The sequence below is a fragment of the Nonomuraea sp. H19 genome, assembly GCF_052068215.1.
GTDB lineage: Bacteria > Actinomycetota > Actinomycetes > Streptosporangiales > Streptosporangiaceae > Nonomuraea.
The window spans coordinates 74146-97308 of record NZ_JBQHCV010000014.1; the positions used below are offsets into that span (position 1 = coordinate 74146).

At 69.7% G+C, this 23163-nt stretch carries 20 protein-coding genes and 4 tRNA genes; 15 read left to right on the forward strand and 9 right to left on the reverse strand.

Annotated features, from left to right (window positions below; all coding sequences use genetic code 11):
• Positions 1-7: 7 nt before the first annotated feature.
• On the reverse strand, positions 8-1828 hold the full coding sequence (glmS, locus tag ACTMTI_RS29580; protein ID WP_441123832.1) for a glutamine--fructose-6-phosphate transaminase (isomerizing): 1821 nt from the start codon (positions 1826-1828) through the stop codon (positions 8-10).
• 18 nt (positions 1829-1846) lie between these two features.
• Entirely contained in the window at positions 1847-2122 is a 276-nt protein-coding gene (locus ACTMTI_RS29585) for a hypothetical protein (protein WP_441123833.1), read from the reverse strand.
• A gap of 259 nt (positions 2123-2381) precedes the next feature.
• Between ACTMTI_RS29585 and ACTMTI_RS29590 the strand changes: the two genes are divergently transcribed.
• The 5 genes from ACTMTI_RS29590 (at position 2382) to ACTMTI_RS29610 (ending at position 5084) form a co-directional block, all read left to right on the forward strand.
• On the forward strand, positions 2382-4622 hold the full coding sequence (locus tag ACTMTI_RS29590; protein WP_441123834.1) for an N-acetylmuramoyl-L-alanine amidase: 2241 nt from the start codon (positions 2382-2384) through the stop codon (positions 4620-4622).
• Between the two features lie 91 nt (positions 4623-4713).
• Positions 4714-4785, forward strand: a tRNA-Gly gene (locus tag ACTMTI_RS29595).
• Between the two features lie 15 nt (positions 4786-4800).
• Positions 4801-4871 (forward strand) — tRNA-Cys (locus ACTMTI_RS29600).
• A gap of 49 nt (positions 4872-4920) precedes the next feature.
• Positions 4921-4992: transfer RNA gene (locus tag ACTMTI_RS29605), tRNA-Gly, on the forward strand.
• Between the two features lie 20 nt (positions 4993-5012).
• A tRNA-Val gene (locus tag ACTMTI_RS29610) sits at positions 5013-5084 on the forward strand.
• A 6-nt stretch (positions 5085-5090) separates the two neighbouring features.
• Here ACTMTI_RS29610 and ACTMTI_RS29615 read toward each other — a convergent pair.
• Positions 5091-5930 carry an ABC transporter ATP-binding protein gene (locus ACTMTI_RS29615; RefSeq protein ID WP_441123835.1) on the reverse strand — a complete coding sequence of 280 codons (840 nt, stop codon included), beginning with the start codon at positions 5928-5930 and terminating at the stop codon, positions 5091-5093.
• Between the two features lie 97 nt (positions 5931-6027).
• Here ACTMTI_RS29615 and ACTMTI_RS29620 point away from each other — a divergent pair, with 97 nt between their 5' ends.
• Both ACTMTI_RS29620 and ACTMTI_RS29625 read left to right on the forward strand, forming a co-directional pair.
• Positions 6028-7038, forward strand: coding sequence for an ABC transporter substrate-binding protein (locus ACTMTI_RS29620; RefSeq protein WP_441123836.1), 1011 nt, complete (start codon positions 6028-6030; stop codon positions 7036-7038).
• Between the two features lie 117 nt (positions 7039-7155).
• Positions 7156-7935, forward strand: coding sequence for an ABC transporter permease (locus ACTMTI_RS29625; protein WP_441124026.1), 780 nt, complete (start codon positions 7156-7158; stop codon positions 7933-7935).
• Between the two features lie 47 nt (positions 7936-7982).
• On the opposite strand, the gene ACTMTI_RS29630 is transcribed toward ACTMTI_RS29625, so the two are convergent.
• Positions 7983-8363, reverse strand: coding sequence for a VOC family protein (locus ACTMTI_RS29630; protein WP_441123837.1), 381 nt, complete (start codon positions 8361-8363; stop codon positions 7983-7985).
• A gap of 126 nt (positions 8364-8489) precedes the next feature.
• Between ACTMTI_RS29630 and ACTMTI_RS29635 the strand changes: the two genes are divergently transcribed.
• Positions 8490-9335, forward strand: a complete 846-nt coding sequence (locus tag ACTMTI_RS29635; RefSeq protein ID WP_441124027.1) for a mechanosensitive ion channel family protein — start codon at positions 8490-8492, stop codon at positions 9333-9335.
• A 175-nt stretch (positions 9336-9510) separates the two neighbouring features.
• On the opposite strand, the gene ACTMTI_RS29640 is transcribed toward ACTMTI_RS29635, so the two are convergent.
• Both ACTMTI_RS29640 and pobA read right to left on the reverse strand, forming a co-directional pair.
• A complete protein-coding gene (locus ACTMTI_RS29640; protein ID WP_441123838.1) occupies positions 9511-9777 on the reverse strand; it encodes a DUF6401 family natural product biosynthesis protein in 267 nt (88 codons plus the stop codon).
• Positions 9778-9849: 72 nt separating this feature from the next.
• Positions 9850-11013: a 4-hydroxybenzoate 3-monooxygenase gene (gene pobA / locus ACTMTI_RS29645; RefSeq protein WP_441123839.1), complete on the reverse strand. Its 1164-nt coding sequence runs from the start codon at positions 11011-11013 to the stop codon at positions 9850-9852.
• 80 nt (positions 11014-11093) lie between these two features.
• Between pobA and ACTMTI_RS29650 the strand changes: the two genes are divergently transcribed.
• Positions 11094-11867 (forward strand): IclR family transcriptional regulator, encoded by a 774-nt coding sequence (locus tag ACTMTI_RS29650; RefSeq protein WP_441123840.1) that lies wholly within the window; start codon positions 11094-11096, stop codon positions 11865-11867.
• Here ACTMTI_RS29650 and ACTMTI_RS29655 read toward each other — a convergent pair.
• Positions 11836-13578 (reverse strand): thiamine pyrophosphate-dependent enzyme, encoded by a 1743-nt coding sequence (locus ACTMTI_RS29655; RefSeq protein ID WP_441123841.1) that lies wholly within the window; start codon positions 13576-13578, stop codon positions 11836-11838. The two genes, ACTMTI_RS29650 and ACTMTI_RS29655, sit on opposite strands and share 32 nt — an antisense overlap.
• Positions 13579-13689: 111 nt before the next feature.
• On the opposite strand from ACTMTI_RS29655, the gene ACTMTI_RS29660 reads away from it, so the two are divergent.
• Entirely contained in the window at positions 13690-14583 is an 894-nt protein-coding gene (locus ACTMTI_RS29660; RefSeq protein ID WP_441123842.1) for an SDR family oxidoreductase, read from the forward strand.
• Positions 14584-14642: 59 nt separating this feature from the next.
• On the opposite strand, the gene ligD is transcribed toward ACTMTI_RS29660, so the two are convergent.
• A complete protein-coding gene (ligD, locus tag ACTMTI_RS29665; protein ID WP_441123843.1) occupies positions 14643-15848 on the reverse strand; it encodes a non-homologous end-joining DNA ligase in 1206 nt (401 codons plus the stop codon).
• A gap of 271 nt (positions 15849-16119) precedes the next feature.
• On the reverse strand, positions 16120-16863 hold the full coding sequence (locus ACTMTI_RS29670) for a crotonase/enoyl-CoA hydratase family protein (protein WP_441123844.1): 744 nt from the start codon (positions 16861-16863) through the stop codon (positions 16120-16122).
• Between the two features lie 508 nt (positions 16864-17371).
• On the opposite strand from ACTMTI_RS29670, the gene ACTMTI_RS29675 reads away from it, so the two are divergent.
• The 5 genes from ACTMTI_RS29675 (at position 17372) to ACTMTI_RS29695 (ending at position 23163) form a co-directional block, all read left to right on the forward strand.
• On the forward strand, positions 17372-19372 hold the full coding sequence (locus ACTMTI_RS29675) for a WD40 repeat domain-containing protein (protein ID WP_441123845.1): 2001 nt from the start codon (positions 17372-17374) through the stop codon (positions 19370-19372).
• Positions 19373-19564: 192 nt separating this feature from the next.
• Entirely contained in the window at positions 19565-19801 is a 237-nt protein-coding gene (locus ACTMTI_RS29680; RefSeq protein ID WP_138715007.1) for a FitA-like ribbon-helix-helix domain-containing protein, read from the forward strand.
• Positions 19798-20184 carry a type II toxin-antitoxin system VapC family toxin gene (locus ACTMTI_RS29685; RefSeq protein WP_441123846.1) on the forward strand — a complete coding sequence of 129 codons (387 nt, stop codon included), beginning with the start codon at positions 19798-19800 and terminating at the stop codon, positions 20182-20184. Before ACTMTI_RS29680 ends, ACTMTI_RS29685 begins: the two co-directional genes overlap by 4 nt.
• Positions 20185-20758: 574 nt before the next feature.
• Positions 20759-22336: a PQQ-dependent sugar dehydrogenase gene (locus ACTMTI_RS29690; protein ID WP_441123847.1), complete on the forward strand. Its 1578-nt coding sequence runs from the start codon at positions 20759-20761 to the stop codon at positions 22334-22336.
• A 434-nt stretch (positions 22337-22770) separates the two neighbouring features.
• Positions 22771-23163 (forward strand): hypothetical protein, encoded by a 393-nt coding sequence (locus ACTMTI_RS29695; RefSeq protein ID WP_441123848.1) that lies wholly within the window; start codon positions 22771-22773, stop codon positions 23161-23163.

Sequence of the window (23163 nt, forward strand, 5' to 3'; positions counted from 1 at the left end):
GCGTCTATTACTCCACCGTGACGCTCTTGGCGAGATTGCGTGGCTTGTCCACGTCGCGGTCGAGCGCGACCGCCGCGTGGTAGGCCAGCAGCTGAAGCGGGATCGTCAGCAGGATCGGGTCGAGCTCGATCTCGTTCTTGGGGATCACGATCGCGTCGTCGGCCAGCTTGGCCTCCGGCTCGCGGTGGCCCACCATGAGGACCTGGCCGCCGCGGGCGCGGATCTCGCCGAGCGTGGTGAGGTTCTTGTCGAGCAGTTCGTCGTCGGGGACGATCGCGACCGTCGGGATCTCGGGGCCGATCAGCGCGAGCGGGCCGTGCTTGAGCTCGCTGGCCGGGTACGCCTCCGCGTGGACGTACGAGATCTCCTTGAGCTTCTGCGCGCCCTCCCGGGCCACGGGGTAGCCGCGGACGCGGCCGACGAACATCATGCTCGCGTGCGTGGCGTACTTCTGCGCCAACTCGGCGATCTTGTCGCTCTGGGTGAGGATTTCCTCGATCTGCCCGGGCAACCGGCGCAGGCCCTCCACGATGCGCCGCCCGTCGGCCGGAGACAGGTCGCGTACCCGTCCCAGATGCAGCGCGAGCAGCGCGAACGCCACCGAGGTCGAGGTGAACGCCTTCGTCGAGGCGACCGAGACCTCCGGACCCGCGTGCAGGTAGATGCCGCCGTCGACCTCGCGGGCGATGGCGCTGCCCACGGCGTTGACGATGCCGATGACCCGGCCGCCCTTGCGCTTGAGCTCCTGAACCGCGGCGAGCGTGTCGTACGTCTCCCCCGACTGGCTGATCGCGACGTAGAGCGTGTGGGGGTCGACCACCGGGTTGCGGTAGCGGAACTCGCTGGCCGGCTCGGCGTCGGACGGGATGCGCGCCAGCTCCTCGATGAGCTGCGCCCCGATCTGCCCCGAGTAGTACGCGGACCCGCACCCGATGATCTTCACCCGGCGGAACGAGCGGGTCTCACGGGCGTCCATGTTGAGCCCGCCGAGGTGCGCGACGTGGAAACGCTCGTCGAGGCGGCCGCTCATGGTGCGGGTGATCGTCTCGGGCTGCTCGGAGATCTCCTTGAGCAGGTAGTGCTCGTAGCCGCCGGTGTCGTAGTGTCCGGCGTCCCAGTCGACGGTCAGCGGCTCCTTGGCCGTCTCGCGCGCGTCGCTGGCGAAGGTGTGGAAGCCGTCGGCCTTGAGCACGGCCAGCTCGCCGTCCTCCAGGTGCACGACCTGGCGGGTGTAGCGGACCAGGGCGGCCACGTCGGACGCGGCGAACATCTCCTTCTCGCCGATGCCGACCACGATCGGGCTGCCGTTGCGCGCCACGACCACCTCGCCGGGCCGCTCGGCGTCGATGACCGCGATGCCGTACGTGCCGACGATGCTCTTGAGCGTCTTCCTCACCGCCTCCTCGAGCGTGTCGTTCTCGTCGACCGCGTGGGCGATCATGTGGGCGAGCACCTCGGTGTCGGTCTCGGAGGCGAACTCGACGCCGTCGGCCTCCAGCTTGGCGCGCAGCTCGCCGGCGTTCTCGATGATGCCGTTGTGCACGACCGCGATGCGCTGGTCGGCCGACAGGTGCGGATGGGCGTTCTCATCGCTCGGCACGCCGTGCGTGGCCCACCGGGTGTGCCCAATGCCGAGACCGCCCTTGAACCTGGCCGGCACGACCTTGGCCAGATCCGCCACCCGGCCCTTGACCTTGCGGAGCTTGAGCCCCTTGTTGGACACCACTACCCCGGCCGAGTCGTAGCCCCGGTATTCAAGCCGCTGCAAGCCCTCCAGCAGGATGGGGGCGGCGTCCTTGGGGCCGACGTAGGCCACGATTCCGCACATCGAGGTCTCCTTATCCGATTATCCGTAGACGATCCTGCGGAGCTGCCGCAGGGACAGCTCTGGCGCGGCCACCCGGCGACCGCGTAATTCCGCGGCGATCCGGGGGAAGATCTCGTCGTTGGTGTAGCCGCGTGCCTTCAGCTCGCCATGGCGGCGGCGGACGAACTCCTCGACGGTCTCGGAGAAGTACGCCAGCACGTCGGCGACCACGCGTGCCGCCTCGCCGGGACCGAGCGGGCTCGTCCTGGTGAGGTGAGCGATGAGATCTTCGTAGGGATGCCGTGCCGCAGACACAGAGGAGGACACTACGCATCTGGAACGAGACATGCCAACATCCTGCCCGATATCGGGCAGGAATTAACGCTGACCCTTGACCACCCCCGTACCGCCGCGCTCCTGCCGACCCGGACAGCTCGCGGCCGATGACCGGGATGCCGAGTTCGCGGCCGATCTCGTGGTCTCATCCGTATCATCCGACCCGTCTGACACATCCCTCACCGGGGAATGGTTACGTCCTGTAGTCGCATCGTGACGTTTCTTCGGGGTGATGTTCATGCAGATCTGGCTCGCCGCCATCCTGACCGCCGGCGCGCTCACCGCGCCGGGCGACGATCTCGCATCGGCCGCCGCTCCCCTCGCCCCTGGCGAACGCGTCGATTCCGGCGCGGCGGTCACCTCGGGGCGGCAGGCCGATTTCGCCGCTGCCGCGCGGGAGTTCGGGGTGCCGGTGAGCGTGTTGCTCGGGGTCGCGTACCTGGGGTCCCGTTGGGACGCTAACGAGGGGCGGCCGAGCACGGCGGGCGGCTACGGGCCCATGCACCTGGTGGACGCGGTCCCCGTCGAGAAGCAGGCACCCGGCGACGCCCTCGGGGACGCCCGGGGCGACACTGCCCGCCCGATGACCCGAACCCACGCCACCCCTCCCCCGACGTCCGCGCTGCGGATGGCGGCGCCTCAGCGGACGACGCTGCCCGAGGCCGGGCGCCTGATCGGCGTGGAGCCCGCCCGGCTGCGGGCGGATCCGGCTGCGAACATCAGGGCCGGCGCCGCGCTCCTCGCCTCCTATCAGAAGCACCCCCGCGCCCACCCCGCCGGCTGGTACGAGGCGATCGCGCGCTTCTCGGGGTCGAACGATCGGGTGGCCGCACGGCAGTTCGCCGACGAGGTGTTCGCGGTGATGCGCGAGGGGATGGAACGCCGTACGGACGACGGCCATCTGGTACGGCTCGACCCCGTACCGGACCTGCCTGCTCCGGGCACCGCCCCGAAGACCGCGACCGATCAGACGGCCACCGGGCAGGCGGTTCCCGACGAGCAGACCGCCGCCGCTGCCCAGACCGGCACCGGTGGGCACGCGGACACGGGGGCGCCCGCCGACGGCGCCGGTACGCCCGGGCACGCCATCACGGCCGAACAGGCGGAAACCAACACACGGCCGAACCCCGAGCCGCCATCCGGCACCGGCCCACAGACGAACACCGGCCCGCAAACCGACACCGGCCCACAGACGAACACCGGCCCGCAAACCGACACCGGCGCACTGTCTCAGGCCGCGGATGCCGGGGCCGGGGAGATCGCGCAGGCCCGCCCGCCCGCGCCGTCAGCCGGGCACGTGGAGTGCCCCACTTCCCTCGCCTGCGAATGGATGCCCGCCGCCTACAAACGCTTCGGCAAGAAGAACAAGGACTACGGCAACCACGACCGCCTGCTCCGGGCCCGCTCCGTCGACTACATCGTCATCCATGACATGGAGGGCACGTACCAGGGCGTCCCCTCGATGATCCGCAATCCGCAGTACGTGAGCTGGCACTACACGATCCGCTCCCGCGACGGGCATGTCGCCCAGCATGTGGCGACGAAAAACATCGCCTGGCATGCGGGCAACTGGGACGTCAACACCCGTTCGATCGGCATCGAGCACGAGGGTTACCTGGCCAAGGGCGGCACCTGGTACACGGAGGCGATGTACCGCGCGTCGGCCAAGCTCGTGCGGTATCTGGCCGGCACGTACGACATCCCGCTCAACCGCGCCCACATCCTGGGCCACGACAACGTACCGGGCACGACACCCAAGACGGTCGCCGGCATGCACGACGACCCCGGCCCGTACTGGGACTGGGCCCACTATTTCGAGCTGCTGAAGACACCGCTCACAGCGGCGGAGGACGGTGACTCCGTCATGATCCGCCCGTCGTACAACGCCAACCGCCCCCGCTTCACCGGCTGCGTGACCGCCAAGCCCGCCAGGGCGTGCCCGCCGCACGGCGCCGCCAGCGTGTGGCTGCACAAGGCGCCGAGCATGACCGCCCCGCTGGTCACGGACGTGGGCAAGCACGGAAGCCGGCCGAGCTCGTACAGCGTGTACGACCACGCCGCCCGCGCCTCGACCGGCCAGCGGTACGCGGTCGCGGAGCGGCGGGGCGACTGGACGGCCATCTGGTATCTGGGGCAGAAAGCCTGGTTCCACAACCCGCCCTCGGATCCCACCGCCGTCCCCGCCAAGGGCCCGCTGGTCACACCCCTGAGGCCCAACACCAACGTGTACGGCCGCGCGTACCCCGAAAAATCCGCCTACAAGCAGGCGTCGTATCAGCCGCTGACCCCGCTCCAGTACAAGATCGGCCCCGGGCAGACGTACACGGTGGGCGACACGATCACGGGCTCCTACTACGCCGCGGACGCCTTCGATCCCGCCGAACACGTCACCACCACGGGCCGGACCCGCTACTACCAGATCCAGCTCGGCCACCGGGTGATGTTCGTCATGGCGAAGGACGTACGCCTGATCCGCTGATTTCGGCCCCGCGGAGCGCTCAGTGCGCACGGACACTCCGCGGAGACGATATGGTTTTCCCGTGGCCTGGGGCACGTCGCCTGGGGTTCACGCGGAAGTGGCTCAGTGGTAGAGCATCACCTTGCCAAGGTGAGGGTCGCGGGTTCGAATCCCGTCTTCCGCTCGGAGCAAAACTCCTGGTGGAGTGGCCGAGAGGCGAGGCAGCGGCCTGCAAAGCCGTCTACACGGGTTCAAATCCCGTCTCCACCTCTGCGGCCGGCGGACCCCGCGGGATCCGCTAAAGTAAGTACAACGCCATGCGGAAGTGGCTCAGTGGTAGAGCATCACCTTGCCAAGGTGAGGGTCGCGGGTTCGAATCCCGTCTTCCGCTCTGAGTTTCCAACTCAATACGGACGATTAGCTCAGCGGGAGAGCGCTTCCCTGACACGGAAGAGGTCACTGGTTCAATCCCAGTATCGTCCACCCCCTTCAAAAGCCCCCAGTTCCCGGCATTTGCCGAGAGTTGGGGCTTTTTGTTGTCCGAGATGCGCCGGGCGAAGCCGCCTCCCTGGTGCCGGACGTGGCGCCGAGCAGCTCATGCAGCTCGGCTGAGCAGCGGGCCGCGTCCGCCGTGTGCGCGCCCCGCCCCAGCGTGCGCGGGCGCGGGATGCCGACGTCCACGACGGTGAGGATCCGCCCCGGGCGCGGAGTGAGCACCACGACCCGGTCGGCGAGCAGGACCGCCTCCTCGATCGAGTGGGTGACCAGCACGACCGTGGCCGCGTGCTCCATGTGAATGTGCTGCAGCTCGATCGACAGCTCCTCGCGGGTCAGCGCGTCGAGCGCGGAGAACGGCTCGTCCATCAGCATCACCCGTGGCCGCTGGATGAGCGCCCGGCACAGAGCCACCCGCTGCTGCATCCCGCCCGACAGCTCGTGCGGCAGGCGCCGGTGGAACCCGTCGAGGCCGACCATCTCCAGCAGCTCCAGCGCCCGGACGCGATATTCGGCCCGCGGCCAGCCGAACACCTCGACCGGCAGCAGCACGTTGTCGAGCACGCTGCGCCAGGGCAGCAGGGCCGGGCGCTGGAACATGATCGCGACGTCGCGGCGCGGCTTGGTCACCGGCTCCCCGCCGACGCGCACCTCCCCCGACGAGGCCGCCGCCAGCCCCGCGATCAGCCGCAGCAGAGTGGACTTGCCGCACCCCGAACGCCCCACGACCGCCACGAACTCCCCGTCGGCCACGTCGAGATCAACGTCGCGCAACGCCTCCACCATCCCCCGGCGCCCGCCGAACACCCGGGACACTCCACGCAGCCTGATCACCTGGCGACCTCTCTGCCGGGGCCCGACCTCGATGCTAGAAGCAGATTCCGTCAGACGACATATTGACCGATCTGCCTCACCCGTCATGATCGGGGTCATGAGGATCCTTCCTCGCGTCATCACGCTCACGGCCATCCTGCTGACGATGTCCTGCGGTTCGGGGCAGCAGGAGCCGCCGCAGGCCCGGCCCGGGACGGATCAGGTCACGTACCTGACCGCGTTCGGCGCCTTCGGCCGCGAAGCGTACGTCTACGTCGCCCTCGAGAAGGGCTACTTCCGCGAGGCCGGGATCTCGGTCACCGTTCAGCCGGGCCAGGGCAGCGGCAAGAACCTGGCCGCACTCGCCGGCGGCCGGGCCCACTTCGCGCCCATCGACTTCACCTACACGCTGATCAGCGCGGCCGGCGGCAAGACGGCCGGCGTCACCACCGTGGCGGCGATCCACCAGCAGACGCTGGCCGCGATCATGTCGCTCTCCGGCAGCGGCATCAGCAAGCCCGAAGACCTCGAGGGCAAGACCTTCGGGGACGCGCCGGGCTCGGTGATCACCGCCATGTTCCCGACGTACGCCAAGCTCACCGGAGTGGACCCGGCGAAGGTCAAGATGGTCAGCCTGGAGCCCGCGCAGCTGGGGGCCAACCTCGCCTCGGGCCAGGTCGACGCCATCGGCCAATACGTGGTGGGCCGGCCCACCGTGCAGAACGCCGCCAAGGGCAAGGAGGTCACCGTCCTGCCGTTCGGCGACGTCATCACCGACCTGTACGGCTTGGGCCTGTCGACCACGTCCGCGCTCGTGGCCCAGAAGCCGGACCTGGTCAAGCGGTTCACCGGCGCGCTGCTCAAGGGGCTGGCGTACGCGGCGGACAATCCGCGCGAGGCGGCGGAGCTGCTGGTGAAGCACCATCCCACCCAGAACGTGGACGCGGCCGCCGCGGAGTTGACGCTGATGGCGCCGTACGTCCGCGCGTCCGGGAGCGGCACGCCGATCGGAGCCATGGACCGGGAGCGGGTGGCGCGGGCGATCTCCGTGCTGCGGGAGGCCGGGGCGTTCACCAACGACGTGGCGCCGGAGTCGGTGGTGTCGTTCGACGTGACGCCGAAGAGCTGACGGGCCGCGGAGTGCCCGAGGCGAGAGGGCTGACGGCCGTCGACGGCCTCCAGGCGAAGAGGCGGAGAGGTTGACGGCCATGGACGGCCTGAGGCGGAGGGGCTGACGGCCGTGGACATGGGGGCGCGGGGCCGGGGGTCGGCGAGCGCGGCCGGATGGTCGGCGCTGGGCCTGGCCGTCGCGGTCGGCGCGTGGGCGCTGGCGGCGTCGGCGTTCGAGATCCCGGAGATCATCTTGCCGGCACCGGCCGACGTGGTCGCCGCCTTCCAGCGGATCCCCGGCTATCTGCTGGCGCAGGCCGCCATCACGCTGGGCGAGACCGCGCTGGGCTTCGCCCTCTCGGTGTGCTGCGGCGTCGTGATCGGCGTGGTGATCGCGGCCTGGCGGGTGGCGGAGCTGATGTTCTATCCGCTGCTGGTGGCCTTCAACGCGGTCCCCAAAGTGGCTCTGGCGCCGCTGCTGGTCGTGTGGATGGGCTTCGGGCAGCAGCCCAAGGTGGTCATGGCGCTGCTGGTGTGCTTCTTCCCCATCGTGCTGTCGGTGGCCGGCGGGCTGACCTCGACGCCGCCGGAGCTCGTGGAGCTGGCCAAGTCGCTGGACACGCCCCGGTGGCAGACGTTCGTCAAGATCCGGTTCCCCGGCGCGCTGCCGCAGATCTTCGTCGGGCTGAAGGTCGCCATGCCGCTGGCGTCGATCGGCGCGGTGATCGGCGAGTTCAGCGCCGGGGACGCCGGGCTCGGGTTCGTGATCGTGCAGGCGGGGGGGAGTGCCGACACGGCGCTGGCGTTCGCGGCCATCGGGCTGCTCGGGATCATGAGCGTCGGGCTGTTCTACGCCTTGGTGCTGGCCGAGCGCCTGCTGCTGCCCTGGGTCAGGGAGACGGCCGCGATCCGCTGAGTGGTGGCTGCGCAGCACCGGCGTGGCCCCCCGGTTTCCGCGGGAAACTACGGCCAGGTGCCGGCCGTCGCCTCGAACGCCGCCCGGTCGCTCGCCACGGGCACCACGCACACCAGGTGCCCGCCGGGGGCGCGCAGGGTCCGGCACTCCAGCCACTGCGACACCTGGGTCGCGCCGAGGGCCAGCAGGCGCGCGGTCTCGGCCTCGACGTCGTCGGTCTCGATGTCGAGGTGCACGCGGGGCGCGTCGTCGACCGCCTGGACGGCCGTGACGAGCCCGGGGATGGCCTCGTGGAGCGAGGTGAACTGCTTTTCGTCCGGGACGGGGCGGGCGGTGGCCCCGAGCGCCGCCGCCCAGAAGGCCGCCGCTTGAGCGGCCTCCTCCACGGGGGTGTCGATCAGGACGGCGTAGACGCGGCTGCGATGCACGCCGACCACCATAGCGGGGTTCGCGAAATGTCGCCGAGTGCGAAGTTTAGGTGGCAATGCGTGCATACACCTATGTGGTCGGGGTAGCCGCCGTTGCATGGCTCCTCGGAGGAGGGAACCGTGGACATCAACCTAGGTCAAGGCATCCAGGATGCCTGGCGGATGATAGCGACATTCGTCCCAAGGCTGGTCGCGTTCCTGGTGATACTCATCATCGGCTGGATCGTGGCCAAGCTGCTCGAGAAAATCGTCGACAAGATCCTCGAACGGGTCGGGTTCGATCGGGCCGTGGAGCGCAGCGGCGTGCGCCGCTGGCTGGACAGGAGCAAGTACGACGCCAGCAGCCTGCTGGCCAAGCTCGTCTTCTACGCGATCATCCTGATCACCCTGCAGATCGCCTTCAGCGTCTTCGGGCCGAACCCGATCTCGGCGCTGCTGAACGGCGTGGTGGCATGGCTGCCCGCTGCCGCGGTCGCCGTCGTGATCATCGTGGTGGCCGGGGCCCTTGCCAAGGGCGTCAGCGACATCCTGCGCGGCGCGCTGGGTGGGCTGTCGTACGGCCGCTGGGTGGCGACCGCCGCGGCGGTCTTCATCTGGGCGCTGGGCATCATCGCCGCGCTCAACCAGATCGGCGTGGCCACCACCGTCACCACTCCGGTGCTGATCACTGTGCTCGCCACCGCGGGCGCGATCGCGGCCATCGGGGTCGGCGGCGGGCTCGTACGGCCGATGCAGCAGCGCTGGGAGCGCTGGCTGGGCCGCATCGAGGAGGAGGGCCCGCAGGCCAGGGCGCACGCGGAGGCGTACCAGCGGGGGCGTCAGGACGCCGCGTCGATGAGCGACCAGACGGCGCCCATCCGTACCACGCCGCAGGGCGGCCAGCCGCCGCGCTCGGACATGCCACCGACGCCGCCTCGCTCGGGCATGCCGCCTCGCGACATGCCGCCTCGCTCGGACATGCCCCCGGAGTGAGCCCGGCATCGCACGTCCCGCTCCGGCAGGATCGGACCGGGCCGAGCGGCATCACCGTGTTCGACCACCGCCACCGGCGTCCCGCGCCGGTGGCGGTGCGTTTTGCCGGGCGGCCGGCGCCATCAGAGGTCAGGCCCCGTCAGAGGTCAGGCCCCCGGCGGGGAGACATGGCGGGTCAGGCGGGCAGGCCGTCGCTCAGGTAGCCGAGTTCGCGGGCCAGCCAGCACACCGCCGTCAGCCGCAGCGCCGCCGCGTCCGGCTCGCCGTTGAAGGCCCAGCCGCGGTGGCGCAGCTCGTCGAGAAAACCCAGCAGGTAGTCGCCCAGGGTTTCGCGATCCAGCGGGATCGCGTCACGCAGCACCGCCGCGTGCTGGTCCACCGCGGCCACCAGGGCGGGGTCGCGTTCCATCCTGGCGAGCTGGTCGTCGCCCAGCTCGCCCATCAACCACCTCAGGGGCGAAGCCGCCCATCCATCCTCGAAGAACACCAGCCAACCTTAAAGCATCTTCCAAGGTCAGCTGCCGTAAGGCAGCCCGACGTAATTCTCCGCCAAGGTCGTGGCGGCGGCCTCCGACGAGGTGACGTAGTCGAGGTAGGACAGCTGGAGCCGCCGTCCGTACGGGTCGTCGTCCTCGAAGGTGTGCAGCAGCGTCGTCATCCACCACGAGAAGTGTTGCGCTCGCCACACCCGCTTCAGGCACGCGTCGGAGTAGCCGTCCAGCAGCTCCGTCGAGCCGTGCTCGAAGAAGGCGGCCAGCGCCTCGGTCAGCACGCGGACGTCGGCCACGGCCAGGTTGAGCCCCTTGGCGCCGGTGGGCGGCACGATGTGGGCGGCGTCCCCGGCCAGGTAGAGCCGCCCGTACTGCATGGGCTCGACGACGAACGACCGCATCGGCGTGACGCCCTTCTCGATGATCTCGCCGGTGGCCAGCGTGAAGCCGGGCACGCTCTCCAGGCGGGCCCGCAGCTCGGCCCAGATCCGCTCGTCCGGCCACTCCTCCACCCGCGTGTCCGCCGGGACCTGCAGGTAGAAGCGGCTGACGGTGGGCGAGCGCATGCTGTGCAGCGCGAAGCCGCGATCGGTCCTGGCGTAGATCAGCTCCTCCGACGACGGCTTGACCCGGGCCAGGATGCCCAGCCAGGCGAAGGGATATTCGCGCTCGAAAACGGTCAGGACGCCCTCGGGGACGGCCGGCCTGGACACGCCGTGGAAGCCGTCGCAGCCGGCGATCACGTCGCAGTCGAGCCGCTCGCCGCCGAACGTCACGTACGGCTGCGACTCCAGCGAGTGCACGGCCACGTCCTCGACCTCGAACCGCACGTCGCCGCCCGCCGCCAGCCGGGCCGCGATCAGGTCCTTGACCACTTCCTGCTGCCCGTACACGGTGATGGACCTGCCGGGGACGAGTTTCTCGAACGGGATGCGGTGGCCTGCGCCGCCGTACCGGAGCTCGATGCCGTGGTGCGGCAGCCCTTCGCGCCGCATCCGCTCGCCGACCCCCGCCTCGACCAGCGTGTCGACCGTCCCCTGCTCAAGCACACCGGCGCGGACGCGCCGCTCCACGTAGTCGCGGCTGCGCTTTTCCAGCACCACGGAGGAGATGCCGCGCAAGTGGAGCAAGTGAGAGAGCAGCAGGCCCGCGGGCCCCGCGCCGATGATCCCGACCTGAGTTCGCATGAGGGAAGCATCCTGCCTCGACCAGGTATTAGCCGAGAGACCTCTTCCGCTGAGTGGAAGGATGGTGCAGGATTGCCGGCATGGCAGGTGGGTCCGGCGAGCCAGGCCGCTCCGTGACGTCGAAGGTGCTGGCCATCCTCGGCGCGTTCGACGCGACCCATCCGCAGCTCACCCTGACCGACCTGGCCAGGCGGAGCGGGGTGCCGCTGAGCACGGCGCACCGGCTGGTGGCCGAGCTGGAGGGCTGGCAGGCGCTGAGCCGCGCCCCCGACGGGCGGCTGCGGGTGGGGCTGCGGCTGTGGGAGCTGGGCCAGCTCGCGCCGGGCCGGCTGCAGAGCGTGGCGCATCCGTGGTTGCAGGAGCTGTTCGTCAGCACCGGCGAGAACGTCCACCTGGCCGTCCGCGACGGTCTCGAGGTGCTGTACGTGGACAAGGTGTACGGCCGGCGCGCGGTCCCGATCGTCTCCAGGACCGGCGGCCGGCTGCCGATGCACCCGACGGGCGTGGGCAAGGCGCTGCTGGCGTACGAGCCGGACTGGTTCGTCAAGTCCTACCTGGCCCGCAAGCTCGAACGGCCCACCCCGCACACGATCACCGAGCCGGGACGCCTGGCCAGGGAGCTGGCGGTGGTCCGGGCCCAGGGGTACGCGCTGACCTACGAGGAGATGACGCTCGGCTCGTGCTCGGCGGCGGCGCCGATCCTCGCGGACGGGCGGGCCATGGCGGCCCTGGGCATCGTGGTGTCCTCGCGGCGGGCCCGCGAGCTGCCCCGGCTGCTGGAGCCGCTGCGGGCCGCCGCCGACGGGATCGCCAGGGCTTACGTCAGTCCCCCAGCCGCTGGATCCGGTCCTTGAACAGCGTGGTCGCGATGGCCGCCCGGCGCGGCTGGCCCTTGAGGAACGACTGGGCGAAGCTCTTGGCCTGCTCGTAGGTGACCTTGCCGGGCATGGGCGGCTCGTCCGGATTCACGTCCACGTCCACCAGCGCCGGACCGTCGTACGCGAGGGCCTGCCCGATCGCCTGGACCACGTCGTCCGACTTGCTGACCTTGGCCCCGAACCCGCCACACGACCGGGCCCAGGCGGAGAAGTCGGCCTCGGGCTCGGGGTAGCGCACCCCGTGCTCGGGATAGCCGAGCACCATCTGTTCCCACAGGATCTGGCCGAGCGAGTTGTTGTTGTTGATGATCACCTTGACCGGCAGCCGGTGCTGGGCAGCGGTGAGGAACTCGGCCATGAGCATCGCGAAACCGCCGTCGCCGACGTACGCGATGACCTGCCGGTCCGGGAAGGCGTGCTGCATGGCGATGGCGTACGGGAGCCCCGGCCCCATCGAGGCCAGCGTCCCCGACAGGTAGAACTCGCGCCCGCCGCGGATCGTCCAGTGCCTGGCCGCCCAGGTCGCGATGGTGCCGCTGTCGCAGGTCAGGATGGCGTCGCCGGTCGCGAGCTCGTCCAGGATCGAGATGGCGTACTGGGGTGCGATGGGGTCCCGCTCGGGGTTCTCCAGGGCCTGCATGTCGGTCCGCCACTTGGCCATCATCTGCTGATATTTCTCCAGATGGGCTTTCCCATCCCGGCGGGACAGCAGCGGCAGCAGCGCCGCCAGCCCCTCCTTCGCATCGCACACCACCGGCACGGCCGTCGGGACGCGCGCCCCCGCCCTGGTCGGCTCCGCCTCGAACTGCACCACCCGCGCCTTGCCGGGCTCCGGCAGGAACTTCGAGTACGGGAAGTTCGTGCCGACCATGAAGAGCACGTCGGCGTCGTCCATCAGCTCCTCGCTCGGCCGGGTGCCGAGCAGCCCGATCCCGCCGGTCGTGTACGGCGAGTCGTCCGGGATCACGGCCTTGCCGGGCAGCGTCTTGACCACGGGCGCCCCGAGAGCCTCGGCCACGGCCAGCACCTCCTGGCGGGCGTGCAGCGCGCCCTGCCCGACCAGCATGGCCGGACGCTCGGCGTGGTTGAGCACCTCGGCCGCCCACTCCAGGTCCTCCTGCCGGGGAATGCCGGACGGCTGCAGGTAGACGGGCGAGGTCTGCGGCGGCCTCACCGGCGCCACCTGCCGGTACGGATCCGCTCCCGCCTCGGCCACCTGGATGTCGTTGGGCACGGTGAGATGGGCGACCCCGCGCCGCGCGTACGCGGTCCTCACGGCCAGATCCACCAGCGACGGCAGCTGCGCCGGGTTGGAGACCATCATGTTGTACTCGGCGACGTCGGCGAACAGCTTGTCCAGGTGGACCTCCTGCTGGTAGCCGGTGCCGAGCACGGACGTCTCCTGCATGCCGGTGATCGCCAGCACCGGGACGTGGTCGAGTTTGGCGTCGTAGAGCCCGTTGAGCAGGTGGATCCCGCCGGGCCCCGACGTGGCCAGGCAGACCCCGATCTTGCCGGTGGCCTTGGCGTAGCCGGTGGCCATGAAGGCCGCGGCCTCCTCGTGGTGCACAAGGACGAAGCGGATCCGGTCGCGGTGCCGCCGCAGCCCTTCCATGATGCCGTTGATGCCGTCGCCCGGCATGCCGAAGACGGTGTCGACGCCCCACTCCGCGAGCCGTTCGATCAAGGATTCCGATGCGATTCGAGACATGTGAGCGGCACTACCCCGCTCTGCCGCCCCCAGACCCCGGCGTGAAATTCCTTGTCAAGTGCGGGGATTCGAGGGTAGGGGACCCCCATGCGGATTCTGGTCACGGGAGCCACCGGCATGCTGGGCAGCGCCCTGGTGCCCGCGCTGGTCAAAGCGGGTCACCAGGTGCGGGCGCTCAGCCGTGCCAAACGGGAGAGCCGCGGGAACGTCGAGTGGGCCTGGGGCGACCTCATCTCGGGCAACGGCCTCGCGGAGGCCGTCCACGGCGCCGACGCGGTCGCCCACCTGGCCACGAGCGGCCGCAAGGGCCGCGGCGCGGTGGACATCCCGGGCACCCGCCTGCTGATCATCGCCGCCCGCGACGCCGGGGTCAGGCACCTGCTGCTCACCTCGGTGGTCGGCGCCGACCGGGTCCCCGCCGGCTATCTCAGGTACAAGCTGGAGGCCGAGCGCCTGGTCGCCGAGAGCGGACTGGGCTGGACGATCCTCCGCGCCACCCCGTTCCACCAATGGCTCGACCAGCGGCTACGCGACGCCGTCTCACTCCCGGTGCTGCCGGTGGATCCGACGGTGCCCTGGCAGCCGGTCCACACGGGCGAGGTCGCCGCGCGCGCGGCCGCCCTGCTCGCCGCGGGCCCGCAGAGCACGGAGATCGATTATGGCGGCCCGGAGGTGCTCAACACCGAAGAGCTCGCCCGCACCTGGCTGCGCGCCCGGCACCTGCGCCGCGCCTGCCTGCCCGTCCGCTTCCCCGGCAGGTTGTACGCGGCCCAGCGCGCCGGAGACCTGATCACCGACGCGACGCCCAAGGGCGAGATCACCTGGCACGACTACCTCAACCCGCCTGCGCCCGACCCGTCCGACGACTTCGCCTCCGAACACACCGCCTCCCCCACCAGCCCGGCCAACCAGCCGGAACAGGACCCTGACCTGCATGTCTACGGCGGGGACGAGGGCTACGAGCGCCCGACCCGCGGCTGACTGGCGTGACTCGCGTGACCGCGGCAGTTGGCGCGGCGTGACCGGCGTGACCTGCGCGCTCAGCCGCGCGGGCCCGGACCGCCGCCGCCCCAGGGGTCGTAGTCGACCTCCAGCGGCTCCTGCCCCGGCCGCTCCTCCTCGGGCACGTGCTGCAGGTTGACCCTGATCCGATACCACACGCTGCTGCGCCCCCGCATGCCGTCCACCAGCACATCCGCCGCCTCCAGCCGGGCCGCGACCTCGGGATGGCGGGCCTTCCAGCGCTCGAACCCCGCCATCGCCTCGTCCTTGTGCTCCGCCCTGGCGATCTCGATGACCGGCATGGTCTGCTGCCGGCGCCCGCTCCCCTTAGGCGGCTTGGGCGCGGGCCCGAGCTCCTCGGCCAGCTCCAGCAGCCCGTCCAGGGACCCCGCGTGGAGGTCCATGTCCTCCCAGGGATCACCGGCCTCGGCCAGCCTCCCGGGCACGGTTTCGATCGTGAAGAGCTCCGGCCGGCACCCCGGAACCTCGTCCCACGTCAGCGGCGTCGACACGCGGGCGTCGGGCACGGCCCGGACGGAATAGGCCGAGGCCACCGTGCGGTCGTAGGCGTTCTGGTTGAAGTCCACGAACACCCCGTGCCGCTCCTCCTTCCACCACCGGCTGGTGGCCAGGTCGGGCGCCCGCCGCTCGACCTCCCGCGCCACCGTCTCGGCCGCCTTGCGCACCTTCGCGAACGGCCAGCGCCGCTCGATCCGCGCATACACGTGGAAGCCGCGCGACCCGGACGTCTTCGGCCACGCGACCAGCCCGTGATCGGCCAGCACCTCCCGCGCCACCTGCGCGGTCTGCAGCACGTCGGCCCACTCGACGCCCGGCACGGGGTCGAGGTCGATGCGCAGCTCGTCCGGCCTGGAGAGGTCGTCGGAGCGCACCGGATGCGGGTTGAGATCGACGCAGCCGAGGTTGACCACCCACAGCAGCTGCGCCAGGTCGGTGCACACCACCTCTTCCGCGCTGAGCCCGGACCGGTATTTCAGCTCGGCCACCTCGATCCAGTCGGGCCGTTTGGCCGGGGCCCGCTTCTGGAAGAACGCCTCCTGCTCGATGCCGTGCACGAACCGCTTGAGCACCATCGGCCGCCCGTGCACGCCCCGCAGCGCCCCCTCGCCCACGGCCTGGTAGAACCGGATCAGGTCGAGCTTGGTGTGCCCGGTCTTCGGGAAGATGACCTTGTCCGGATTGGTGACGCGGACCTCGCGCCCGGCGACCTCGATGTCAGGCATAGGGTCACGATACGCGGGCGTCCCGACATTCCCCGGTGCCCCGCGGCAGGCGCAGCAGAGTGGCCACGCGCCGTGCGACGGCGTCCACAAGTATGGCGGGCAGCGGTCGCGCCAGGGACCGTACGGCCGGATCGGCCGCCGCGTCCGACAGCGCGTCGGGCAATGCCGCCGCAAGCTTCTCGATCCTGGCGAGCAGCCCGTCGCCGTCGAGTCCGAGCCGATCGGCGAGCCGCCGCCACGAGCTCCAGCCGATGTTCTTCAGCCGGGGTGATCAACCGAAGTCGCCGTGGCGCCCGGCGCCCTCGGCGAACCTGGCCGCCCCGCCGACCGCGTCCGGCAGCGAGACCAGGCCGTGGCGCAGCTCGTTGCGCATCGCCTCCGCCTCCCCCAGCCCGTCCTGCTCCAGGAGCGACAACCGGTCGCCCCGCAGGCAGGTCTGCGGGAACCGGGCGATCTCCCTGGCCAGCTTCTCGGCGTGCCGCCGCGCCGTACCCGTGGGGACGAGCCGGTTGGCCAGCCCCATCTCGTACGCCTCCCGCCCGCCGACCGGCCGCCCGGTGAGGATCATGTCCATGGCCCGGGACGCCCCGATCAGGCGCGGCAGCCGTACGGTGCCGCCGTCGATCAGCGGCACGCCCCACCGGCGGCAGAACACCCCGAACACCGCCCCTTCCTCGGCCACCCGCAGGTCGCACCAGAGCGCGAGCTCCAGCCCGCCCGCGACGGCATGCCCGGCGACGGCCGCGATGACAGGCTTGGCCAGGCGCATCCTGGTCGGCCCCATCGGCCCGTCACCCTCCTCGCCGACATGGTTGTCGAGCGACTTGAGGTCGGCGCCGGCGCAGAACGTGCCGCCCTCACCCCACAGCACCGCGACGGCGGAGTCGGATTCCTCGAAGTCACGGAACGCGTCCGACAGCGCGTCGGCGGTCTTGCGATCGACGGCGTTGCGCACCTCCGGCCTGCTGATCACCACGGTCATCACGGGACCCTGGCGCTCCACGCGTACGGTCATGCGACCCTCCTCGGGGGAACGTGCGGATTCTCCTCGGGGAACGTGCCGAGCGTACGCGTCGCTCCGGGGTTCGGGCCAGCGACAGGCCGAAGCGATCGCCGGTGGGGCGCCGATACGCACAGCGCCGCGTTCCGCACCCCATGGGCGACAGCTCCGGTCAGCCGCAGCAAGCCCCTTACCTGGCATTTTGGTGATACTTGGACAAGCTTTAGCAAGTGGCGCAGACCATTGATACTTGACGCGTCCGCTGGGACACTCGCACTCCGCCGGGTGTAAGGGCCGGTAGTTAGCCCAGCTGAGGGCGGGCCCAAAGGCGGCGTGCTGGGCAACCGAGCACTACCCGGGGCGACGAAGGTCACCTTCTCCAGGCTGCTCACCTGCGTCTGCGTGCATGGTCTCGACGCGGAATCGTCGCCATCGTCGCCCGATCTCATGGAAGTGGAGATGCCGGGGTCGATGGCGCTTCCTCCGCTGATCTTTGTCAGGTGTGGCGGCTAGCATGCCCGCCATGTCTTCTTCTCGACCGGGCGCCGCCCGGATTCCGTTCACCAAGAATGCCCGGTGGACTTTGGCGTGGACCAGTCGGCCGGCGAGTGACCTGGCGTTCGGCGAGCCGGTCGGGGTGCCACGAACCGGCCACACCGATCGGGTGTGGGCGATCGCGACCGCGGTCGTGGACGGGCGGCCGGTGACGGTCTCCGGCGGTCGCGATCGGACCCTACGCCTGTGGGACCTGACGTCAGGTCAGCAGATCGGTCAGCCGTTCACCGGTCGCGGCGACTACGACTACGTGGAGTCGCTTGCGACCACGGTCCTGGACGGGCGGCCGGTGGCGGTCTTCGCCGGTGGCAACAACGGAATCGTACGAGTGTGTGATCTGATGTCCGGTCAGCAAGTCGGCGAGCCGTTCAGAGGTCACACCGATTGGGTCAAAGCGGTTGCGACCACGGTGGTGGACGGGCGGCCGGTGGGAGTTTCCGGCGGCCACGACAAAACTGTACGCATGTGGGATCTGAGGTCAGGCGAGCAGATCGGCGAGCCGTTCAGAGGTCACACCGGTTGGGTCACAGGGGTTGCGACCACGGTGGTGGACGGACGGCCGGTGGCCATCTCCGGCGGCGTCGACCGTACCTTGCGTTTGTGGGATCTGAAGTCGGGCCGGCGGATCGGTAAACCGCTGAGGGGCCACACGTACTACGTGGAGTTGGTTGTGACCACGGTCCTGGACGGGCAGCCGGTGGCGATTTCCAGCGGTAAGGACGACGGAACCTTACGCTTGTGGGATCTGAGGTCACGCCAGCAGATGGGCGAGCCGTTCAGTGGCGACACCGGCTTTGTGAAGGCGGTGGCGACCACGGTTCTCGACGGGCGGCCAGTGGCTGTTTCCGGCGGCATCGACGGAACCGTACGGATCTGGGATCTGAGGTCACGCCAGCAAATCGGCAAGCCGCTCACCGGGCACACCGATCACGTTCGGGCGATTGCGACGACGGTGGTGGATGGGCGACCGGTGGCCGTCTCCGCCGGCGACGATTACACGGTACGGATGTGGGACCTGTCGTCAGGGCGGCGAGTTGATGAGTCCCCCAATCGCCACACCGGCTATGTCTCTGCCGTCGCCACCACGGTGCTTGACGGACGTTCTGTTGCCGTGACCGGCAGCAACGACAAGACCGTCCGGGTGTGGGATTTGCCTACCGGCGAGCAGGTCAATGATCCGCTCACCGGTCACACCGACACGGTTACCGCGGTTGCTACCGCGCTTGTTGGCGGCCAACCGGCGGCGGTCACCGGCAGCTTCGACAAGGCCGTCCGAGTATGGGATCTCAGCTCGGGGACACAGATAGGCGGGCCGTTCACCGGTCATACCGACGCTGTCTGTATGGCTGCTGTAGTGGAGTTCGATGGGCAGTCAGTGGCCGTGACCGGCAGCTACGACGAAACGATCCGCATGTGGAACCTGAACACAGGCGAAGAGATCGATGCCTCCCGCGCCGGCCGGCGGCGCTGGATGGGCGCAGCCGGCGCCACCACCCTCAACGGCCGACCAGTCGCCCTGACCGTCACCCAAGACGGCACTCTCCGGGTACTCGACCTCACCACCGACCGGTCGGCCACCACCTCCCCCGCCGATCGGCACGGCGGATCCGCGCAGAACCTCGCCGTCACCACCATTGGCGATCGGCCGGCCGCGATCATCGCCGGCGGCAACAGCTCTGACCCCGTGAAGATATGGGACCTGGCCACGGGCGACGCCCTCGGCGAACTTCCCACCAAAGCCACCGGAGCGGTCGCCGCCGCCACAGTGGACGGTCAACCCATCGCTGTGACCGCCAGCTATCAGACGGTACGCGTGTGGAAGCTCACCACCCGCAGGCAAATCGGCCCCGACTTGCACTTCCCCAAACCTGTAACAGAGGTGGCAATCAGCGTAGACGGACACGTCATCGTCTGTTTTGACCGCGACATCGCCGTGTTCACCAACACCCCGGCGCCGCGCGAACATTGAGGTGATCTCAGCGACCCATGTGCTCAAGATGGGGCTATCCGCTCGGAGAGGACGTGGAGCGGGGCTCGCCGCCTGCCATGCGGCTCCGCAAGGCTTCGGTCACCGGACGCCGGTGGTCCACGTCGCAAGGCGATGCCATGGCCGATGTTGTCGTGCATATGTCACATGTATGAAAAGCATTATGCTTGCATCATGGATGCCACCTTGCAGGTCAGAGGGCTGGACGCGGAAGTGGTCGCCGAGCTGAAGGCGCGGGCCGCGCGTAAGCGCATGTCGCTGTCGGCGTATGTGGCCGACATCCTCACCGAGGTCGCCGCCACTCCCGCCCCGGACACGATCAGAGAACGGCTGGAGGCGCTCCGGTCGCTCGGCGGCGGGGCGAGTCACGACGACGTCGTAACGGAGATACGGAAGATCCGCGAGTCGTGATCGTCATCGACAGTTCGGCGCTCGTCGAGGCCCTGGCCGGAGACGCCCCTGCAGACGAACTGCTCGCGCGCGTCGCCGAGAACCGGCTCCACATCCCTTACCTGCTCGACTACGAGTTCCGCAACGCCATGCGCGGCCTGCTCCTCGGCGGGAAGATCAGCGAGGCCCGCGCCGAGGGAGCGCGACTGGTCAAGGCGGGCCTGCCTTTCACCCGTCACGCCGACGACGTGACCGCCGATCGAGCCTGGGACCTGCGCGCCAACTTCAACGGTTACGACGCCACCTACGTCGCCCTGGCCGAAGCGCTGAACTGCACCCTGGTCACCACGGACGAGAAGATCTACAAGGTGGCCCGCAAGTACATCGACGTCGACCTCTGCTGATCTCTCGATCGATCGTCAGTCCCTGCAGTGAAGCTCTGGCCCTCGTTTCCGTCGGTCGCGTGCGCCAGGAGCTCCAAGCATGGCGGCGTCAACGCCAATCGACGGCGTATTTCTGGTCCCTCACTCCACCGTTCCCAGGGACTGCGCAGGAGTTGCTCAGCCGCGCGCCCCGAACGGTGCTGGGCACGCTGGTCCCCCATTTGCGCCCTCCGGTCGGACACGGGGGTGCTCGGCCGGCCCGTCCGTGGCGATGTACGTTTCATGATGCCGGTGGCGGGCCTTGCCGAAGGGCTCTCGTATCGCCCCTGGTCAGAGAGGAAGAGAGTGGCCACAACGGCCTGGCGTCACCTCCCAGGACGGAAGTCGCGGTTGCGGGCCTGGTTGTGACGGCGGGCGAGCCGATACCGTCCGGTCGGGCACGTCCGAGCACGGAACCTGTCTGGTCGGCGTCGTACTCTGCTCGCTTCGAGGCGGGATACGACCGGGCCAGGCGTGTTGCGAGCCCGGACGCGCTCCGGTCCCGGGGAACCTCTGTCCTCCGGACCCCGACGAAGCCGCGCCTCTGGAGCCCGACATGCCAGGAAGACGCTGGGCAGCCCCCGCCTTGCTCGCCTTGTCCCTCCCACTGCTCGCCCCCGTGACCGCACTCACCCCACCGGCCGCCGCGGTGACATCCTCATCCGTCCTGGCCGCGTATTCGTCCGTCGCGGACAGCGGCGCGCGGCGACCGCAGGCCTCCGGAGTGCCGCTGGAAGAGATCAACGCGACCGCCACCCAGGTCGCGTTCGGGTTGCGACGCCCCACCGCCATCGCCGCACCCGACGACGGGACGAACAGGCTGTTCATCACCGAGAAGCGCGGCACCGTGCGTGTCTACCACCCGGACACCGGCCTCGAACAGACCCCGATCATCGACATCACGGCGTCGGTGGACGAATCTGGCAACGAGCGGGGACTGCTCGGCATCGCCCTCAGGCCCGACTTCGCCGAGAGCCAGGACCTGTACCTGGCGTACACCGCGCTGCCGAACGGCGCGGTGACCCTCGCCCGATACAGGCTGGACGACGCGAGCCTCGAGCCTCTGCTCTCCCAGGAGCACGCCGAGTACAGCAACCACAACGGCGGCCAACTCGCCTTCGGCACCGACGGCTACCTGTACTGGAGCATCGGCGATGGCGGCGGCTCCGGAGACCCCTTCGACGCCGGGCAGCGCCTGGACACCCTGCTGGGCAAGATCCTGCGCGTCGACGTGAACCGGAGCTGCGGCGACCTGGCCTACTGCGTTCCCGAGGACAACCCGTTCGTCGGCGTCGAGGGCGCCCGCGAGGAGATATGGATGTACGGCGGGCGCAACCCCTGGCGCTTCTCCATCGACCACGCGGACGGCTCGATGTGGATCGGCGACGTCGGCCAGGGCAGGTGGGAGGAGATTGACCACATCAAGGCCGGACAGCAGGCAGGCGCGAATCTCGGCTGGTCCTGCTACGAGGGGCTGGAGGTGTTCGACGAGACCCGGTGCCGGTCCGACGCCGAGTACACCAAGCCGGTCTTCACCTACTCACCGTACACCGGCGGCTGCGCGGTCATCGGCGGAGAGGTATACCGCGGTGAGGAGTTCGCCGACCTGGTCGGGGGCACCTACATCGCCACCGACTACTGCTCCTCCACCGTATGGGCGCTGCGCGAGGACGGCGGGGGCGGCTACTTCCAGGCCGAGATCGGTGAAATGCCCACGCAGGTCACCGCGTTCGGCAGCACCCCAGAGGGCGAGTTCTACGTCGTCAACGACCTTCCCGGCGGGCTGCACCGCGTGTCGTTCGAGCGGGAGGAGCCGACCTGCCGGATCGAGCACACCACGCGGACCTGGGGCGGCGGCATGACCGTCGATCTCACCATCACCAACACTGGCACCACACCCATCGACGGCTGGACACTGACCTTCCCCTTGTCCCGGGGCCAGACCATCATCTCGGACTGGAACACCAACCTCACCCAGGGCGGTGACATCGTCACCGCGGTCAACGCCACGCACAACGGCTCCATCGCCCCTGGCCATAGCGTCACTATGGGCTACCTGGCCAGCCACACGGGTGACGCGTCCCTGCCGAGCCGATTCTCCCTCAACGGAGACGCCTGTGCCGTCGGCGGCTGACCGGCACCCGACCGGTCGCCGGCTCGAGGTGCGCTCTCAGGCCGGGAGGCGACATGAGGTCCAAGGCCGGCGTCCCCGCGGAATGTGACGCCTACTGCGGCCAGATCACGCTGATGCTGCACTGGCCGCCAAGCAGGTGCTGTCCCATCTGCATGTCACCCGCGAGACGATTGGGCTGGAGCCCAGGCACCTAGAGCCTGCGCGCCAAGCTCAAACGCATGGCCGGCCGCGGCGCCCTCATCGAGCCCGAACCCGGCCTCTCACGCTGCCTCAGCCCGAGCCATCACGAGTAGATGCCGCTGCCCAGTACCGGCTGGATCACCGTCCAGCAGATGACATCGTTGATCACGTGTGCCGGGCGCGGCCGACGTTTTGTCGTTCGGCGCTGCTATAGCTTGCGCCATCGTCTGACATTTCACAGGACAGGGCATTCGATGGCATCAGTAGTGTTTCGCGATGAGACGGCGACGGGCCGGGCGTTAGAGGAGTTCTCCCTCCCGGACCTTCCCGAGCGGATCTCGGCCCGCGAGCTCGTACGGCTCCGGGTCCGTGAGGAGGTGGCCCGCCACAACGCCGCCCCCTCCCTGCACTTCCGCGGCCTGGTCAAGCCGACCGACGCCGAGGCCGAGCTGAACGGCTACCGGATGCGCACGGCCCGCAGGCTGAACTGGGAGAGGCAGGCCGACGCCGCCGAGGCGGCGTTCGCCCGCAACGGCTTCCTGCTGCTGGTCGGCGACCGGCAGATCGAGGACCTCGGCGAGGAGATCGATCTGACCGTCGATCCGGTGGTGTCGTTCGTCAAGCTCGTTCCCCTGGTCGGAGGCTGA

Bases quoted from the DNA above. Each gene is read 5' to 3' on its own strand.
- ACTMTI_RS29625 (WP_441124026.1), top strand. From the start codon at position 7,156: ATGGGGGCGCGGGGCCGGGGGTCGGCGAGCGCGGCCGGATGGTCGGCG.
- ACTMTI_RS29675 (WP_441123845.1), top strand. From the start codon at position 17,372: ATGTCTTCTTCTCGACCGGGCGCCGCCCGGATTCCGTTCACCAAGAAT.
- ACTMTI_RS29620 (WP_441123836.1), top strand. From the start codon at position 6,028: ATGAGGATCCTTCCTCGCGTCATCACGCTCACGGCCATCCTGCTGACG.
- ACTMTI_RS29590 (WP_441123834.1), top strand. From the start codon at position 2,382: ATGCAGATCTGGCTCGCCGCCATCCTGACCGCCGGCGCGCTCACCGCG.
- ACTMTI_RS29690 (WP_441123847.1), top strand. From the start codon at position 20,759: ATGCCAGGAAGACGCTGGGCAGCCCCCGCCTTGCTCGCCTTGTCCCTC.
- ACTMTI_RS29695 (WP_441123848.1), top strand. From the start codon at position 22,771: ATGGCATCAGTAGTGTTTCGCGATGAGACGGCGACGGGCCGGGCGTTA.
- ACTMTI_RS29660 (WP_441123842.1), top strand. From the start codon at position 13,690: ATGCGGATTCTGGTCACGGGAGCCACCGGCATGCTGGGCAGCGCCCTG.
- pobA (WP_441123839.1), bottom strand. From the start codon at position 11,013: ATGCGAACTCAGGTCGGGATCATCGGCGCGGGGCCCGCGGGCCTGCTG.
- ACTMTI_RS29640 (WP_441123838.1), bottom strand. From the start codon at position 9,777: ATGGGCGAGCTGGGCGACGACCAGCTCGCCAGGATGGAACGCGACCCC.
- ligD (WP_441123843.1), bottom strand. From the start codon at position 15,848: ATGCCTGACATCGAGGTCGCCGGGCGCGAGGTCCGCGTCACCAATCCG.
- ACTMTI_RS29650 (WP_441123840.1), top strand. From the start codon at position 11,094: ATGGCAGGTGGGTCCGGCGAGCCAGGCCGCTCCGTGACGTCGAAGGTG.
- ACTMTI_RS29670 (WP_441123844.1), bottom strand. From the start codon at position 16,863: ATGACCGTACGCGTGGAGCGCCAGGGTCCCGTGATGACCGTGGTGATC.
- glmS (WP_441123832.1), bottom strand. From the start codon at position 1,828: ATGTGCGGAATCGTGGCCTACGTCGGCCCCAAGGACGCCGCCCCCATC.
- ACTMTI_RS29680 (WP_138715007.1), top strand. From the start codon at position 19,565: ATGGATGCCACCTTGCAGGTCAGAGGGCTGGACGCGGAAGTGGTCGCC.